Origin of the sequence: Aestuariivirga sp., from assembly GCF_037139295.1 — a bacterium.
GTDB lineage: Bacteria > Pseudomonadota > Alphaproteobacteria > Rhizobiales > Aestuariivirgaceae > Aestuariivirga.
In genome coordinates, this window is sequence record NZ_JBAXGR010000005.1 from 1 (window position 1) to 14,691 (window position 14,691).

The window sequence follows — 14,691 nt, forward strand, 5'->3', positions numbered from 1 at the left end:
GAGAAAATGGTGGGTGGTACAGGGATCGAACCTGTGACCCCTACCATGTCAAGGTAGTGCTCTACCGCTGAGCTAACCACCCACGTCCGACGCGGTGGCGACCCTATAGCGGGGGCGGCCGGGCCGCGCAACCCCTAAACTCAGGCCGCCATCAGGCGTTCGACCTCGTTCACGAGATCACGAAGGTGGAAGGGCTTGGACAGCACCTTGGCATCCTTTGGCGCCTTGGAATCCGGGTGAAGTGCCACGGCCGCAAACCCCGTGATGAACATGATTTTCATTGTGGGATCGAGTTCCGCGGCGCGACGGGCCAATTCAATGCCATCCATCTCAGGCATCACGATGTCCGTCAGGAGCAGGTCGAAGCTACTGTGCTTGATTTCTTCGAAGGCGCTCAGGCCCTCTCCGAAGCTGGTCACCTCGTGGCCAGCCTTCTGCAGCGCCTTCACCAGAAAGTTCCGCATGTCGTCATCATCTTCCGCGAGGAGAATCTTGGCCATGGTCTTCATCGTCACAAATCGTCCTGAACCCCGAGCGCCACCATCGGAACGCCTTCTTAGCTTTCTAGCCTTGTGCCGGTAAACGGTGAATGAAGCCTTGCCGCCTACCGCCCCGTAGCGAATAATGGTCCGCGACCGCCAATGGAATGCCTGACCTGAATGCCGGACGCACGCCCGCCTTTCGAAATTCTGTCCCCCGAGGAATGGACGGCTCCCGCTGTCTTCAATTCCCCCCATAGCGGCCGGGACTTTCCGGAGGATTTCCTGCGCCAATCCCGCCTGGTCAAGCATACCCTTCGAAAGTCCGAGGATTGCTACGTTGACGAGTTGTTCATGTCCTGCGTAGCCCATGGGGCGCCCATGCTGCGAGCACGCATACCCCGGAGCTACATCGACCTGAACCGTGAACCCTACGAACTTGACCCCCGCATGTTCGTCGGCGAGTTGCCGGGCTATGCCAATACCAGTTCGCCCCGCGTGGCGGGAGGCCTGGGCACCATTCCGCGCATCGTGTCTGAGGGTGAAGAAATCTATCGTGGCCGTATCGATTTCGCAGAGGCGCGCAATCGGATTGAGCAGATCTACCTGCCCTATCACCGCACGCTCTCGGCCCTCACCAACGCCGTCCTTTCAAAAGCAGGCGAAGTTTTACTCATCGATTGCCATTCCATGCCAGCCAGCGCCAGCGCGCACGTGGCGCCGCAAGTGGCCGGTGCTGTGGATATCGTGTTGGGCGACCGTTTTGGCGCATCTTGCGCGGAGGATATTTCTGGTTTTGTGGAGGACGAGCTCAATCGCCATGGCCTTCGGGTGCTCCGCAACAAGCCATATGCCGGGGGGTTCATTACTCAAAACCATGGTTCACCCCACCGCGGCCAGCACGCACTGCAAATCGAGATCAACCGCAGCCTCTACATGAACGAAACCACGCTTGAGAAAAGCAGCGGATTTGAAGATCTGAGGTCCGTCCTGGCGAAACTTTCGAGCACCCTGCTGCCCTACCTCGAGCAGCGCTTTGCGCCACAACAGCTCGCGGCAGAGTAGGCCAGTCGCTGAAGTCCCTGACCATGCCCTATCAACGAAGTCCTAAGTAAAACAGTTATGGCGGAGCTGCCTGTGGGTCGCCCCTTATTTGAAACTCGCACAACAAAGCACAAAATGCGCTTTTAAGTCGCAGTTTGCTGCGGTATTCTATAAAGATTTTCAGTGTCAAATTTTTAACATTTCTCGACGTAAGAATTCTGTAGCGTCAAACGGGATTTTACTTAGTTGAGTTCTTCGCCCACATTTCGGCGGCTCTCGTTTATCGGGCTGGTTGCACTGGCGAGTGGCATTGTCTGGCTTGCGTCCTGGCAACTCGCACAACCGCTCTTGCATTTTATACAAGTAAAGGCGGGAATAACGCTTCTCTACATCCCGGCGGGCATTCGTCTCGTCATATTGCTGATCTCTGGGCTCTGGGGTGCTCTCGACATTGTCTTGGCTTTCCCATTTGCACTGGTCCAGCAGTTCCCCAATGCAACATGGCTTGAAATTTTCGTCTATTCCTGCATCGCGGGTATCGTTCCCTATGGCACTGTCCTGTGGACCTGCCAAACAGCCAAGGTTTCCCGGGACCTCGGCAGTCTGCGCGCCATTCACCTTCCACTTCTGGCCGCAACCGTATCTGTCACGGGGGCGCTCGCCTACTCTCTGGCGTTGATGGCATTCGGTCGCTTTGAGCGAGGGACATTTCTGCAGGACTTCACCGCCATGGCCGCAGGTGATTTTCTTGGCTGCTTCGCCGTGGTTCTGCTGGTCAGGCTGGGCGAAAGAGCAGAAACTGAGTTACTTGGCCCGGAGGGCACGCGACGCCTGCGAGGACATTCTTCCGAACACTTTTCTCGCATTCTCGGTCAGGCAAAGTCGCCTCGCCCGGGCGTCATCCTTGTCCTGTCGGCGTTCAATCCATCCGTCTGACTCGAGCGCGTTCAGCGCGCTGTAGACCGTAGGTGCCGTCCCCATATTGCCGGTGCGCGTGAGGTCACCGACGGTCAACGCGGACCCTTCGAAATCCCCATCTGCAATGAGCAGCAAGAGGGCCTTTGCTCTGGCATCCAGTCCGTCCAGACCAGCCTCCTGCTCAACCGCGCGCAATATACGATAGACTAGAAAGATGAAAGCCGATGTCTTCATATAGCGTTCCAATTCGAAACCCGGCGCAATACGGTAACCGCGAGAAAACAACAAGTTGGACAAAAAGGCAACTTTCACTTGCCTGTCGCCACCTAAAACTTTTTTCCTTTAATAATTATAAATCAGCCCCCACAGCGGAATCGGGCAGAGAACCCCGATTCAGCTGCATAACAGCGGAGGCGCATCCGGCCCGTCATCGGCGCAAGAGGCCGAAAACTCTAGCCTCAGGTGATCCAGAGAATTGGGGGCAGAGCAGAGAGGCTGAGACACCAAAGGCTGCTGCACGAGAGTTTTATGGCAGGTCAAGTCGAGTCCATGGACCCATCGAACATCGGGCCGAGCCTATCCCGCCCGGCCCCAAAGTCCGCATCCTGCTAGGCGTGGTTCCCCACCGCGGACCGGTCATCAAACGCCCGCACCCACATAGCGCAGATGCCGGACCGCACCACGTCATCGGTCGAGAATTCCACCACGGGAACTGGCAGATTGCGCTCCTTCACCAGTCGGATGGCGAGATGCAGACCGGAACCATGGGCGAGGTCACACTGGGCGATGTCGCCGTTGATCACGGTTACGCAGCCTTCTCCCGTGCGGGTCAGGAACATCTTGATCTCGGTCTCGGTGGTGTTTTGCGCCTCGTCCAGAAGGACGAAGGCATCGCGCCAGGAGCGACCGCGCATGACTTCGAACGGCACCACTTCGATGTCACCGTTCTTCACGGCGAGTTCGAACACGGCCTTGCCAAGACGATCCCGCATGGCATCGGTCACTGGAACGGTCCATGGCGCGAACTTCGACTCGATAGTACCGGGAAAGAAACCCAGCGAACGGCCGCAGGGTACGTTGGGACGCGTCAGGATGATCTTCTTGATGAGGCCGCTGCGGTAGAGATCGGCCGCATGAGACGCAGCGATCCAAGTCTTGCCGGTTCCTGCCGGGCCTAGCACGAAGACCTGGGGATGGGTCCTGAGGTAGGCGAGATATTCGGCCTGCCGCGCATTCATCGCGACGATCGGCGGCGCCTGTCGTTCCGCCTCGAATTTTCGCTTGAACGGAATGACCGTACCGTCATCCCGATCTTCATATTCACGCACGCGACGCTTTTCTCTGGCCTTCACTTTGGTCTTAGCCTTGCCCATCTGATTCTCCTTGAGGCACTCTAGCTGACGCAAAACTCAATTCGCGGCGCACGCCACTGGCCAACGCCAGACCATGCGTGTTGATTCATCCAGACTGTGTGGGAGGTCGCAGTAAAACCGCCTATGACGGTGAGCGGAACATCTCGCATGTGGCCAAGAGCGCTGATTCTCATGACAGTTTGACAACTGCCGAAGCCAACGAGCACACCGTTCTCGTCGTCCCGCAGTCGGCAAGGCGGGAAAGACCGCCTCATCACGCTGATATATCAAACCGTCGGTTTGGAGCTCAGCCAGCGTTGAGCACCACTCCGCACAGGTGGCGTTTGGTTCACTTCCAGAATTCGTCCTGTCGCTTGAAACTCTTCCACTTCTTCGCGAGATGTGAATCAGCGATCAGGGTGGCGTGGCGATACCAGCCCAGCAGATAGCCTGACGCAAAGTGCACTTCCTCGTCAGGTGGAAGACAAAGAGAGTCAATGAATGCCTTGGCGGTTACCGCGTCATTGTGCGCACCAAGGTCTTCCTGAAGGTCGGCAACCGTCCTGAGGTAGGACCGCAGCTCCCTCGGCTTGCCGAACAGACCGCCGAAGAACTCGACCGCATAGCGCAGGTTCTTGAGGGCGATGCGCAAATCATGGCGCTCCTCATCCGGCATGTCCGGCAGGTGCTTGCCGCGCTTCAGGGCCCGGCGCATCAGCCTCTCGAGAACCTCTGTTGCATATCCCTTGGCTTCTGACATGAGGAGGCCCAGGTTCTCGGGCGCCACCGCCGTGCGCCAGGCGCGGCGAGCAATGAAGCTCTGCACATCGAGCACGAACAGGCTGGTCTGCGGGTCATCGATCAGGCGGCGCACTGCAACATAGCTGTCATGGCGCCGCGTTTCGACGGCATCAAGGAGCGTCCGCGCGCCGCGCTGCCGGTCAGGACCATCGCCGAACGGGCCTGCAAGGGCATTGGCACGAAAGACGTCACTTTCGCGCGCTGGTCCCAGCGCCGAGGCGATGCGCCGCGCCTCAGACCTGATGTCCTCGAGTTCGGGTAACTGCAGCGTCCTTCGGAACACGCCAAGGGCACTGCGCAGCCGGCGCAGCGCCACACGCAGCTGGTGGACCGATTCAGGTGCATCCGATTCGCGTAATGATGCCCAATTGGCCGCGAAGTGGCCCAGTGCATTGGCAATGACAGCGGCCACGAGGTCATCGAAGGTTGCGGTCGGTGATATCTTGAGTGGTGTCGCCTTCTGAGGACGTGGCGCTTCGGACGCTACGAGACGATACCCGCGGCCGGCCTTTGGCTCGAATTGCAGGCTGAGACCGCAGTCACGCACGAGAGAAGCCGCACAACCGAAAAGGTCAGGCAAATTGCCGTTCTTCAGTTCCAGTTCCACCTCGGCTAGCGGCAGGTTGGCCTCTCCGGCAACGACGGCACCCTCATCCAGGGCGAGTTCAATGTCGGAATGACCATGGCGCAGCAGTGCCGTGCGCCGCCTGAATCGTGTTTCGAAGATGGGGGCCAGCGGCCGTCCAGCGACAACCGCCTTGAGCCGCTCCCGGATTACCGGCTCGAACAGGTCGAGGTTGGGGACCCCGTCCGGGCACCGCACTTCGATTTCACCGCGCGCAAAAACCACATCGTCACCGCCATCCCACTTTACCCCCATCAGGGGAATGGTCCGGCTCTTGCGTCTCACCCGCAAGGTCATTCCGGTGCGCTTCAGATCTTGCCCTGGCGTATCGAAATAGGTGGACGCAAGCTCCCGCGCCGCACCCACCGTGACGCCCTTGAGCAGCGGAGAGGACAGAACTGCCTCGATGGCGCGCCCATCTGCCCGGAACTTTACCTCGACCTCGCGAGGGGCCGGCTTCGCCGCCCCCTGAGGCCTGCCCGCAGACGCCGGCACGGACACCGAACTCACATTGCTCTCAGCCATCGACTTCTCCCTTATGCGGCCCACGTGGCGAATCGAACTCATCCGGAAGCAAAAAACGGTTCGCGAAACTGAAATATGACTGACACATGACAGAAATCATGCCGATAATCGCAGCGAATCACGATGAGTGCCTGAGTTCCCATGTATCGCCAGATTGCCGCCCTCCCCGTTCAGTTTACCGCAGATGGCAAACTCCACCTGTATCTGGTGACCAGTCGTGGCAGCGGCCAGTGGATCATACCCAAGGGAAATCCGATTCCGGGCCTCTCGGCGCATGAGGTCGCTGCTCAGGAGGCCCTCGAAGAGGCGGGCCTCGTAGGATCGGTCATGCCGGTATGCGTCGGCACCTTTGAATTCGAGCGCACGCGCCGCCTTTCCGGAAGCACATGCATCGTCGATGTCTATCCTATGCATGTCGAGAAGCAGGTGAGCAAATTCGATGAGCAGCGGCAGCGCAGGGTGCTTCGTTGTGATCTCGAGACAGCGCTTTCGGTCGTGAGTTCGAAGCCCTTGGCCGCCCTGATCGAACGCTACGGAAGGCAATGCGGTTCGACGCGGCGTGCCGTCGGATAGCAGGTCACGGATGCAGTCCACCCGCTCAATCCTCAACAGGTGATGACGTGTCATGATCGTCATCGGCAGGCAATCCTTGCCGGCTGCGCAGCATGTTGATCTTCCGATAGGGCGGCTCGGAGGTGACCTCATGGCCGATCCAGTCAGGAATCGCGATGGGCTGATCGAGGGAATCGAGTTCCACCTCGGCAAGAGATATCCCCTTGAGAAGCCCCTCGTATTCGTCCACTTCCCAAGTCAGGTCAGCTTGCGCAACATAGTGCCTGACCTTCTGGATTACGTCACTGCCGCAAAGGGCAAGTAGCCTTTCGGCGTCGCCGCGCGGGATATCATATTCGAATTCTTCGCGCTGACCGCGAATTCGCTTCGTTTTCACAGTGAGGGTCGACCGCTCACCGATGATCCGGATCCTGATTTTACGCTCGGCATTCAAGGCCAGCAATCCATCCCGGATATGTTCGCTTCGCTCAACCAGCAAGCGCCAGCGTTCAGACGCAAGTAGAAACTTGCGCTCGATTTCGACCTTCATAACAACCCTGTCATAACACCTTTTCAGGGAATATTTCACTCGATTGTCACAATCAACGATAATGAGCATTCCTGCACAATCACTGGTCTTGGTGCTGTTGCAGGGTCTTCGACAGACTTTGCCTCTGCTGACACCGGGACAGTATGGGAGACCGCAAATGAGCGCCGCGCCAACACTTGAAGAAGAATACGTTCGCCAGGACTGGCTCGACAGCCTCGACGAGGAACTCGAGCAGGAACTGGATGACGGTCGGCTCGACGCTTTGGTGGAGGAAGACCCGGACGGTACGCCGGATCTCAACCGCCGCTTCTATTACGAGGAACTCTTCCGCCTGCAGCGCGAACTGATCAAGCTGCAGGACTGGGTGGCCACCACCAAGCAGAAGGTCGTCGTGATCTTCGAGGGCCGTGATGCGGCCGGCAAGGGTGGCGTCATCAAGCGCATCACCCAGCGCCTCAATCCCCGCGTCTGCCGGGTCGTCGCCCTTCCTGCGCCGTCGGAACGCGAACGTGGACAGTGGTACTTTCAGCGCTATGTGCCCCACCTGCCGGGCCAGGGCGAGATCGTGCTGTTCGACCGCTCATGGTACAACCGCGCCGGTGTAGAGCGGGTCATGGGCTTCTGCACAGAAGAGGATGTGGCTGAGTTCTTCCGCAGTTGCCCGGAGTTCGAACGCATGCTGGTGCGCTCCGGCATCACGCTGGTCAAATACTGGTTCTCGATCACCGACAACGAACAGCACAAGCGCTTCCTCATGCGCATCCGCGATCCGTTGAAGCAGTGGAAGTTGAGCCCGATGGACTTGCAGTCCCGCGTGCGTTGGGAGGCCTATACCAAAGCCAAGGAAGCGATGTTGGAGCACACCAACATCAAGGAAGCACCATGGTGGGTGGTTGAGGCCGTCGACAAGAAGCGCGCCCGATTGAACTGCATTGCGCATCTCCTTAGCCAGTTTCCCTATGAGGAAATCGTCAGACCGGAAGTCGTACTGCCGGAGCGGGTGCACAACCCCGACTACCATCGTGGTCCGATCCCCAAGGACATGTACGTTCCCGCCGAATACTGAGATAGCCTAATCGAACGAGATATGGCGTGGCCACCGGAACTCGAGTTCCGGTGAGGGCGCATTGGGGGCACGAAGCGACAGGGTGCGACGGCGCAATTCCTGTGTGACCGCCTGGCGCGAGCCCAAATTCGCGAGCTCCTCTGCGCGTACTAGGGCTCCAATGGCCACCGATACGCTCGTACCCTGGCGGCGCCGCGACTCCCCGAACAACAGGGCCACACGAAGCGCATAATGAATGTGACTGGCAACCTGGAACAGTCGCGAGTTCTGGCCTTGAAAACACATCGGAACCACCGTCACGCTTGGAAGCTGTGCGAGTTTGGCGGCAAAGGAATGCCAAGCTGCATCGACGACCGGTCCCCGCAATGGCGTCGTCGCTGTCGACACGCTGCCCGCCGGAAACATCGCTACGGCATGGCCGTCGCGCAGCCACTCCACGCAGCGCCGCCGCGTCATCGCCGAGGTTTGCACCGCTTCAGCCGTGCCGCCGAAGTCCACCGGGAGCAGAAACTCGCGCGCCTCGGGTATCTGGCACAACAGGCTGTGTGTCATGATCTTCGTGTCCGGTCGCACGCGGGTCGCCAGGTGGCCCAACATGAGTCCGTCGATCACGCCGAAGGGATGGTTGGCAACGAACAGGACAGGCCCTGTGGAGGGCACGCGGGCCAGCGCCGCCTCGTCGACTTCGAGGCCGATGTTCAGCAGGCGCATCGCAGCCGCAAAGAAGTTTTCGCCATCCGGCGGGTTGGCCGCCCAGTCTCGATAGAGCCGCTCCAGACGTGGCAGACCGCTGAGGCGTTCGATGGCGCGGATAATGCTGCGGTTGAGCCAACGCTGCTCCGGGCGCGAATAGGAAAACCGGACGGCGCCGTGCCGCGCACGGTTTCGAAGATCGACATAGTCGAAGGTCTCGGTCATGCGTCCTGCCACAAAATCTTGGATCTTTTGTTTCGGCAAGATGACAGTCGTATGAACCCGTGAAGCCAGGGCAGGTATCTCATGCGCGGTCGAAAGGCAGGTGACACAGCACTGTCATGTGCCGCGCCTAACTCCGCCATGCCGCAGTAATCGGTGTCGCGCGGCGTGGCAACACAACAGGATATGATCATGAAATTCACAACCCGACTGCTGCATTCCACCATGGCTCTCGCCATGCTTGCATCGGTAGTGCCTGCCCATGCCGGCGCGATGGAAGACCTCGTGGCCGCCGCGCAGAAGGAAGGCGAACTGACCGTCATTGCGCTGCCGCATGACTGGTGCGGTTATGGCAAGGTGATTGAAGGCTTCAAGGCCAAGTATGGTCTCAAGGTCAACGAGCTCAACCCTGACGCCGGCTCGGCCGATGAGCTCGAGGCAATCCGCGCCAACAAGGACAATAAGGGCCCGCAGGCTCCTGACGTGATCGACGTCGGCCTCGCCTTTGGCCCGCAAGCCCAGCAGGAAGGACTCCTGCAGCCCTATAAGGTCATGACCTGGGACGAGATCCCGGCTGACGTGAAGGATGCCGACGGCTACTGGTATGGCGACTACTATGGCGTGATGGCCTTCGGCGTGAACAAGGACATCGTGAAGACGACGCCGGCCGACTGGTCAGACCTCCTGAAGTCCGACTACGCCGCGTCCGTCGCTCTGACCGGCGATCCGCGCGCCTCGAACCAGGCCATTCTGGCCATCATGTCGGCTGGCATTTCGCGTGGTGCCAAGCCCGGCACGGAATCGGGCGAGAAGGGCCTCGAGCTGATGGCCGAACTGAACAAGGCGGGCAACTTCGTTCCCGTCACCGGCAAGTCGGGCACCATCGCCCAGGGTCAGACGCCGATCGTCGTCGCCTGGGATTACAACCTGCTCGCCTGGCGTGACAGCCTGAAGGGCAATCCCCCGATGGACGTGGTGATCCCTGCCTCTTCGTCGCTCGCCGGCGTCTACGTGCAGGCGATCTCGGCTTTCGCGCCGCATCCGAACGCAGCCAAGCTGTGGATGGAATACATCTACTCGGATGAGGGCCAGACTGCCTGGCTCGAAGGCTACTGCCACCCGGCCCGCTTCAATGCCATGTCCGCCGCCGGCAAAATCCCGGCTGAGCTCCTGGCGAAGCTGCCCCCGGCAGAAGGCTATGCCAAGGCCGTGTTCCCGACTGTCGATCAGCAAGCAGCCAACAAGGCCGCTGTGACTGGCGGCTGGGACAAGGTCGTCGGCGCCAATGTTCAGTAAGTAGCGGAACGCTCCCTAAACTAGCTCCGTCCCGCACTTCCCGGGACGGAGCCTTCACTTGGAACATCGAACATGACCGCGAATGCCCGCCCGCGGCGCAGCGAAGTGAACCTCCTCAAGTGGTTCGGCGTGGTACCCTTCGCGGTTTTCGCACTTCTGTTCCTCATCCTGCCGACGATCCGAATCGTCATCGCCTCCTTCCAGACGCCTGAGGGGCTCTTCACGCTCGGCAACATTGCAGGGCTCGCCGCTCCGAACATCTTGGACGCGACAATACTGTCGCTGAAGCTTAGTCTCCTTACCGCCTTCTTCGGCTGTCTCATCGGCCTCGGCATCGCCATCGCCGTTACCCGCGGGGGACTCCCGGATTGGCTGCGCGGGGGCATGCTGACTTTCTCGGGGGTTGCCTCCAACTTCGCCGGCGTGCCACTGGCCTTCGCCTTCATCGCCACATTGGGCCGGTTGGGTCTCATCACCGTGTTGCTGCGCGACTGGTTCGGCATCAACCTTGCAGCGCTCGGTTTCAACCTCATCAGCTTCACCGGCCTCGCGCTCACCTATCTCTACTTCCAGATTCCGCTGATGATCCTGATCATTACCCCGGCCATTGACGGTCTCAAGCGTGAATGGAATGAGGCGGCGCAGACGTTGGGAGCCAGTGACCTGCAATACTGGCGCATGGTCGCCCTGCCGGTCTTGTGGCCGGCACTACTTGGCTCCTTCGCGTTGCTCTTCGCCAATGCATTCGGTGCCGTGGCGACTGCCATGGCACTCACGGGCTCTGCGTTGTCGATCGTTCCCATCATTCTGTTCGCCCAGATCCGGGGCGACGTACTGAATGATCCGCACCTCGGCTACGCGCTTGCCTTCGGCATGATCGTCGTCACTGGCATCGCCAATCTCATCTATATCCTGCTGCGCGTGCGGGCTGAAAGGTGGCTCAAGTGAAGTCGGGAAAGCACTGGGCATGGGTTGCCGCCATTTTCGGCATTGTGTATTTTCTGCTTCCGCTGGTCGGCACCTTCGAGTTTTCGCTGCGCGCCAGGCGTGGGGTCTATTCCTTCGATGCCTACAGAAGCGTGCTGTTCGATCCGCAGTTCCAGGAAACCTTCCTCTATTCGGTCGTCATGGCACTTCTGACCATCGTCATGGGTGTTCTGATCGTGACGCCCACCGCCTTTTGGGTGAGGCTCAAGCTTCCCGCAATCCGGCCCATCGTTGAGTTCGTGACACTGCTGCCGCTGGTGATTCCGCCCATCGTGCTCGTCTTCGGCTATATCCGCCTCTATAACACCTCGAGCTTCCTGCCGCTCACCGGCTCAGCCATGGGCACCAACCTGCTGCTGATGCTGGGCTACACAACGCTGGCATTGCCCTATATGTACCGCGCCGTCGACACTGGGCTCCGCACCCTCGATGTTCGCACCATCACGGAAGCAGCCCAGATGCTGGGTGCCGGATGGATCACCATCCTGGGCCGGCTGATCCTGCCCAATGTGCTGGTCGCCGTGCTGTCAGGGGCCTTCCTCACATTCGCGATCGTCATCGGTGAGTATGTGCTGGCTGCCCTCCTCAATCGCCCGGCCTTCGGGCCCTACATGGTGTGGATGGGCTCCAACCGCGCCTATGAACCGGCAGCCCTTGCCGTCATTGCCTTTGCCGTCACCTGGGGCTGTCTGGGGTTGATCCAGCTCGCAACGCGCCTTGCCCCGCATACGAGAGCCAAACGCTAATGTCCTTTATCCAACTCGACCGTCTCGCCAAGCAGTTTGGATCAACGAAGGTGGTCAATGACTTCTCCCTGTCGATCCCGAAGGGCGCATTCGTGTCGCTGTTGGGCCCCTCCGGTTGCGGCAAGACCACCGTGCTGCGCATGCTTGCGGGCCTTGAGACACCGACTGCTGGGTCAATCATCATTGACGGCAAGGACGTAACGAACCTCAAAGCCAACCAACGCCAGATTGGCATGGTGTTCCAGGCCTATGCCCTGTTCCCCAACCTGACGGTCGCCCAGAACGTCGCCTTCGGCTTGCGGGTCGTTAACAAGCCACGCGCCGAGATCGACAAGCGCGTGGCCGAGATGCTGGAACTCATCGGTCTGCCGGACCTCGGTACCCGCTATCCGTTCCAGCTGTCGGGCGGCCAGCAGCAGCGCGTGGCGCTAGCCCGCGCCATCGCACCCCGACCCCGGGTGCTGCTGCTCGACGAGCCGTTATCGGCGCTCGACGCCAAGATTCGTGTTAGCCTACGCAGCGAAATTCGTGCAATCCAGCGCGAACTCGGCATCACCACCGTCTTCGTGACTCATGATCAGGAAGAAGCGCTGAGCATCTCCGATCAAGTGGTGGTCATGTATAAAGGCATCGCCGAGCAGGCCGGAACGCCGTTCGAAATCTACAATGCGCCGAAGACGAAGTTCGTCGCCACCTTCGTAGGTACGCTCAACGTGCTGAACGGCAAGGTCTCCAATGCCGCGCGTGGCGAGGTTGAGGTCGACGGCACTGCGCTTACGCTTTCCACGCCCATTGCGGCAGCAGGTGGGAGCAGCGTGTCATTGGCGATCCGACCCGAGAGCATCCGGCTCAATGGTGCTGAAGCATGTGACACTCACGTAGCAGCCGAGATCGGGGAGGTTTCATTCCTCGGCTCCGTCATTCGGATCAGGGCCAAGATGCTCGGCGCTGATGTGGAATTTGACATGTTCAATCAGCCGGATCTGCCGCCACCACTTCCGGGGTCAAAGGTCACCGTGGGACTCAATCGCCGAGACTTCCTGCTACTCGACACTTGAAAAGCTGGCGATTGCCGCTGACTTCGACCCGGCCACTGCGTCCACTCTTCAGATGATCGCGTCCTGCTGGGACGCCGTTGTGTCCTTCTTCGGCCGTGTGCCGGAGGGAGCCTTCCCATCCACGAGGTAGCAAATGTCCTCGGCGATGTTCGTCGCATGATCACCGATGCGTTCCATGTTCTTCGCAGCGAATAGCAAGTGCGTACACGTGCCAATGGTGCGAGGGTTCTCGAGCATGTAGGTCAGGAGTTGGCGAAACACTGAGTTGTAAAGCTCGTCAAGTTCCTCGTCACGCTCCCATACGGCAAATGCTGCGGCGGAGTCATTGTCGTTGAAGCCTGCCAGGACTTTGCGCAACGCCTCTCTGGCCATGTCCCAGATGGGAAGAACCACATCGGCGAGATACGAATTACGATCTGCCATGGCAGCACTTCGCTTCGCAGTATTCTTCGCCAGGTCCCCAATGCGCTCGAGATCGGCAGCGATCTTGATGGAGGCCATGATCGCACGAAGGTCAGCGGCAACCGGCTGCCGCTTGGCGATCATGCGGATCGCCTTTTCTTCGATGTCTCTGAAAAATTCGTCGACGGTGAGATCCTTCTGGATCGCTTGCTCCGCCTGTCTGGCATCAAACTGATGCAAGGCCTCTCCGGCCAGTTCGACCTGCGCCAACACAACAGCGCCCATGCCGTTGATCAGCGACCGGAGTTCTCCAAGTTCGTCATCATAGGCTCTAACGATATGTTCCGACATGACAACCTACAAGCCAAACGAGGTCACTGTGCCATCCGGGTGGGGCGACAACGATGTTTTCTAGCATTCTTGTCGCACCGCAGCAATGCTGCGAAGCGCTGTCCGAGCGAGCAATTTCTCCATGCGCGGGCTGTCATCCACCTGCAATCTCGCTGTCACGTAGCTGTTGTTGCCTTGGGATTAACGGAACCTCCTGAAGGAAGGGCGCACATGCTCCGTATCGAAAATCTCGGCAAGCGTTTCGGTGGCAAGCCAGCACTTTCGGGCGTTTCTGCCGAAATCATCGATGGTTCCTTTGTTGGCGTCATCGGGCGCTCGGGCGCCGGCAAGTCAACCCTTCTTCGTTGCATCAACCGCCTCGTCGACCCGTCGGAAGGCCGCATCACCTTTCAGGGCAAGGATGTCACCAGCCTGCGCGGCCGGGCGCTGCGCGACTGGCGTTCCTCCTGCGGCATGATCTTCCAGCAGTTTAACCTTGCCGGGCGGCTTGACGTCCTGACCAATGTGCTGATGGGGCGCATCAATCACATCTCACTGGTTCCCGCACTGCTCAAGGCCTGGCCTGATGACGAGAAGCTCCGTGCGCTCCGCGCCCTCGATCGGCTTGATCTCGCCGATCTTGCAGGCCAGCGCGCCGAGAGCCTGTCAGGCGGACAGCAGCAGCGCGTCGCCATCGCCCGCACGCTAGTACAGGACCCGCGCATCATCCTTGCCGACGAACCGGTCGCCTCGCTCGATCCGCGCAACACCAAGATCGTCATGGACTCGCTCAGGAACCTTCACCGCGAGTCTGGCATCACTGTCATGTGCAATCTCCACTCCCTCGATCTGGCGCGCGAATATTGCACGCGGCTCGTGGGCATGAAGGCTGGACGCGTTGTCTTCGACGGAACACCCGCGGCACTCACCGAAGACATCGTCATCGATCTCTACGGCCTTGAAGCAAACGACGTGCTGGACCTCCCGGAGGCGGCAGCACGACAGTCCAACGGGTCCGCGGCGTTATCCAGCGCGGCCTGATCTC

General features: G+C 59.7%; 15 protein-coding genes and 1 tRNA gene. 9 read left to right on the plus strand and 7 right to left on the minus strand.

What is annotated here, in order from left to right; genetic code table 11:
* Positions 1-7 precede the first annotated feature (7 nt).
* Positions 8-82, minus strand: a tRNA-Val gene (locus WCJ41_RS02735).
* Positions 83-140: 58 nt separating this feature from the next.
* Positions 141-500, minus strand: coding sequence for a response regulator (locus tag WCJ41_RS02740; protein WP_336904292.1), 360 nt, complete (start codon positions 498-500; stop codon positions 141-143).
* A gap of 159 nt (positions 501-659) precedes the next feature.
* Here WCJ41_RS02740 and WCJ41_RS02745 point away from each other — a divergent pair, with 159 nt between their 5' ends.
* Together WCJ41_RS02745 and WCJ41_RS02750 are read left to right on the plus strand one after the other, a co-directional pair.
* Complete coding sequence (locus WCJ41_RS02745) at positions 660-1,544, plus strand: N-formylglutamate amidohydrolase (protein WP_336904293.1); 885 nt, start codon at positions 660-662, stop codon at positions 1,542-1,544.
* 225 nt (positions 1,545-1,769) lie between these two features.
* Positions 1,770-2,459 carry a hypothetical protein gene (locus WCJ41_RS02750; RefSeq protein ID WP_336904294.1) on the plus strand — a complete coding sequence of 230 codons (690 nt, stop codon included), beginning with the start codon at positions 1,770-1,772 and terminating at the stop codon, positions 2,457-2,459.
* Between the two features lie 590 nt (positions 2,460-3,049).
* Here the strand turns inward: WCJ41_RS02750 and WCJ41_RS02755 are convergent.
* Together WCJ41_RS02755 and WCJ41_RS02760 are read right to left on the minus strand one after the other, a co-directional pair.
* Positions 3,050-3,679, minus strand: coding sequence for a PhoH family protein (locus WCJ41_RS02755; RefSeq protein WP_336904403.1), 630 nt, complete (start codon positions 3,677-3,679; stop codon positions 3,050-3,052).
* Between the two features lie 463 nt (positions 3,680-4,142).
* The gene (locus tag WCJ41_RS02760) at positions 4,143-5,744 is read right to left on the minus strand and encodes a CHAD domain-containing protein (RefSeq protein ID WP_336904295.1); all 1,602 of its coding nucleotides are present in this window, start codon (positions 5,742-5,744) and stop codon (positions 4,143-4,145) included.
* Positions 5,745-5,885: 141 nt separating this feature from the next.
* Between WCJ41_RS02760 and WCJ41_RS02765 the strand changes: the two genes are divergently transcribed.
* Entirely contained in the window at positions 5,886-6,317 is a 432-nt protein-coding gene (locus tag WCJ41_RS02765) for an NUDIX hydrolase (RefSeq protein ID WP_336904296.1), read from the plus strand.
* Positions 6,318-6,342: 25 nt separating this feature from the next.
* On the opposite strand, the gene WCJ41_RS02770 is transcribed toward WCJ41_RS02765, so the two are convergent.
* Positions 6,343-6,846 (minus strand): CYTH domain-containing protein, encoded by a 504-nt coding sequence (locus WCJ41_RS02770; protein WP_336904297.1) that lies wholly within the window; start codon positions 6,844-6,846, stop codon positions 6,343-6,345.
* A gap of 157 nt (positions 6,847-7,003) precedes the next feature.
* On the opposite strand from WCJ41_RS02770, the gene ppk2 reads away from it, so the two are divergent.
* Positions 7,004-7,912: a polyphosphate kinase 2 gene (ppk2, locus tag WCJ41_RS02775; protein ID WP_336904298.1), complete on the plus strand. Its 909-nt coding sequence runs from the start codon at positions 7,004-7,006 to the stop codon at positions 7,910-7,912.
* Positions 7,913-7,918: 6 nt separating this feature from the next.
* On the opposite strand, the gene WCJ41_RS02780 is transcribed toward ppk2, so the two are convergent.
* Positions 7,919-8,830 carry a lysophospholipid acyltransferase family protein gene (locus WCJ41_RS02780; protein WP_336904299.1) on the minus strand — a complete coding sequence of 304 codons (912 nt, stop codon included), beginning with the start codon at positions 8,828-8,830 and terminating at the stop codon, positions 7,919-7,921.
* Between the two features lie 183 nt (positions 8,831-9,013).
* Here WCJ41_RS02780 and WCJ41_RS02785 point away from each other — a divergent pair, with 183 nt between their 5' ends.
* The 4 genes from WCJ41_RS02785 (at position 9,014) to WCJ41_RS02800 (ending at position 12,914) form a co-directional block, all read left to right on the plus strand.
* Positions 9,014-10,123: an ABC transporter substrate-binding protein gene (locus tag WCJ41_RS02785; RefSeq protein ID WP_336904300.1), complete on the plus strand. Its 1,110-nt coding sequence runs from the start codon at positions 9,014-9,016 to the stop codon at positions 10,121-10,123.
* A gap of 72 nt (positions 10,124-10,195) precedes the next feature.
* On the plus strand, positions 10,196-11,071 hold the full coding sequence (locus tag WCJ41_RS02790; protein WP_336904301.1) for an ABC transporter permease subunit: 876 nt from the start codon (positions 10,196-10,198) through the stop codon (positions 11,069-11,071).
* Positions 11,068-11,856, plus strand: coding sequence for an ABC transporter permease (locus tag WCJ41_RS02795; protein WP_336904302.1), 789 nt, complete (start codon positions 11,068-11,070; stop codon positions 11,854-11,856). The genes WCJ41_RS02790 and WCJ41_RS02795 overlap by 4 nt, the downstream gene beginning before the upstream one ends.
* Positions 11,856-12,914 carry an ABC transporter ATP-binding protein gene (locus tag WCJ41_RS02800; RefSeq protein ID WP_336904303.1) on the plus strand — a complete coding sequence of 353 codons (1,059 nt, stop codon included), beginning with the start codon at positions 11,856-11,858 and terminating at the stop codon, positions 12,912-12,914. The genes WCJ41_RS02795 and WCJ41_RS02800 overlap by 1 nt, the downstream gene beginning before the upstream one ends.
* A gap of 48 nt (positions 12,915-12,962) precedes the next feature.
* On the opposite strand, the gene phoU is transcribed toward WCJ41_RS02800, so the two are convergent.
* The gene (gene phoU, locus WCJ41_RS02805) at positions 12,963-13,667 is read right to left on the minus strand and encodes a phosphate signaling complex protein PhoU (protein ID WP_336904304.1); all 705 of its coding nucleotides are present in this window, start codon (positions 13,665-13,667) and stop codon (positions 12,963-12,965) included.
* A gap of 210 nt (positions 13,668-13,877) precedes the next feature.
* Here phoU and phnC point away from each other — a divergent pair, with 210 nt between their 5' ends.
* Entirely contained in the window at positions 13,878-14,687 is an 810-nt protein-coding gene (phnC, locus tag WCJ41_RS02810) for a phosphonate ABC transporter ATP-binding protein (RefSeq protein ID WP_336904305.1), read from the plus strand.
* Positions 14,688-14,691: the final 4 nt, after the last annotated feature.

What these genes read in the sequence shown, in the direction of transcription:
- WCJ41_RS02740 (WP_336904292.1), bottom strand. Translation starts at nt 500, where the DNA reads ATGGCCAAGATTCTCCTCGCGGAAGATGATGACGACATGCGGAACTTT.
- WCJ41_RS02745 (WP_336904293.1), top strand. Translation starts at nt 660, where the DNA reads ATGCCGGACGCACGCCCGCCTTTCGAAATTCTGTCCCCCGAGGAATGG.
- WCJ41_RS02755 (WP_336904403.1), bottom strand. Translation starts at nt 3,679, where the DNA reads ATGAATGCGCGGCAGGCCGAATATCTCGCCTACCTCAGGACCCATCCC.
- WCJ41_RS02760 (WP_336904295.1), bottom strand. Translation starts at nt 5,744, where the DNA reads ATGGCTGAGAGCAATGTGAGTTCGGTGTCCGTGCCGGCGTCTGCGGGC.
- WCJ41_RS02765 (WP_336904296.1), top strand. Translation starts at nt 5,886, where the DNA reads ATGTATCGCCAGATTGCCGCCCTCCCCGTTCAGTTTACCGCAGATGGC.
- WCJ41_RS02770 (WP_336904297.1), bottom strand. Translation starts at nt 6,846, where the DNA reads ATGAAGGTCGAAATCGAGCGCAAGTTTCTACTTGCGTCTGAACGCTGG.
- ppk2 (WP_336904298.1), top strand. Translation starts at nt 7,004, where the DNA reads ATGAGCGCCGCGCCAACACTTGAAGAAGAATACGTTCGCCAGGACTGG.
- WCJ41_RS02780 (WP_336904299.1), bottom strand. Translation starts at nt 8,830, where the DNA reads ATGACCGAGACCTTCGACTATGTCGATCTTCGAAACCGTGCGCGGCAC.
- WCJ41_RS02785 (WP_336904300.1), top strand. Translation starts at nt 9,014, where the DNA reads ATGATCATGAAATTCACAACCCGACTGCTGCATTCCACCATGGCTCTC.
- WCJ41_RS02790 (WP_336904301.1), top strand. Translation starts at nt 10,196, where the DNA reads ATGACCGCGAATGCCCGCCCGCGGCGCAGCGAAGTGAACCTCCTCAAG.
- WCJ41_RS02800 (WP_336904303.1), top strand. Translation starts at nt 11,856, where the DNA reads ATGTCCTTTATCCAACTCGACCGTCTCGCCAAGCAGTTTGGATCAACG.
- phoU (WP_336904304.1), bottom strand. Translation starts at nt 13,667, where the DNA reads ATGTCGGAACATATCGTTAGAGCCTATGATGACGAACTTGGAGAACTC.
- phnC (WP_336904305.1), top strand. Translation starts at nt 13,878, where the DNA reads ATGCTCCGTATCGAAAATCTCGGCAAGCGTTTCGGTGGCAAGCCAGCA.